Raw genomic sequence first — 754 nt, 5'->3', positions numbered from 1 at the left:
TAGCCCCGCCTGCATCGGTGAGAGCCCCTGAACCTGTTGCAGGTACTGGGTGAACAGGGAGTACACCCCTCCCAATGCCGCAGCCGACAGGAGGAAAACGGTGAGCGCTCCGCTGACGGTGCGGTTGGCGAACAGTCGCACATCCAGTAGAGGGTGTGTGGCCCGCAGCTGCCGGATCACGAACCATAGACCGATCAGCGCTCCGGCGACCAGCAGTCCGATCGTCGGTCCGACCGGCTCCTGGGTAGCGAAGCGCTTGATGCTGTAGATGATCCCGAGTAGCGAAGTGACGAGAAGTAGTGCGCTGAACAGGTCGATCTTCGCAGTACGGTCCTTGTGCTCAGGTAGTAGCAGCGGGGCACCGATCGCGACCAGCGCCATCACCGGGACGGCGACCAGGAAGGTCGACTGCCAGCCGAACGCCTCGAGCAGGAGCCCGCTGAGCAGGGGGCCGAGCGCGACGCCTGCGGAGATGCCGCCGGCCCACACCCCGACCGCGATGCCGCGGGCCTTCGGGTCGGCGAACAGTACGAAGATCAGCCCGAGGGTGGAGGGGAGCATCATGGCTCCTCCGAGCCCGAGAACGGCTCGCCAGAGGATCATCAGCTCTGGGCTCGTCGTCAGCGCCGCGGCGATCGAGACGATCCCGAACACGATGGCGCCAATCACCATGAGCCGGCGCTTGCCGACGCGGTCGCCGAGGACGCCCATCGCGACGAGGAACCCGGCCATCACGAACCCGTAGATGTCGAGG

Annotated in this window: 1 protein-coding gene; it reads right to left on the bottom strand. The window is 66.0% G+C overall.

The genetic code is table 11. From position 1 onward, the window contains the following. The coding region (locus tag ACT3T5_RS19585; protein WP_444595330.1) for an MFS transporter at positions 1 to 754 on the bottom strand (754 nt) is incomplete at both ends.

This window comes from Brachybacterium sp. AOP3-A1-3 (genome assembly GCF_052378285.1).
Classification (GTDB): Bacteria; Actinomycetota; Actinomycetes; order Actinomycetales; family Dermabacteraceae; genus Brachybacterium.
The sequence above is the reverse complement of the archived record's forward strand: the minus strand, read 5'-3'. Positions and strand labels throughout refer to the sequence as shown.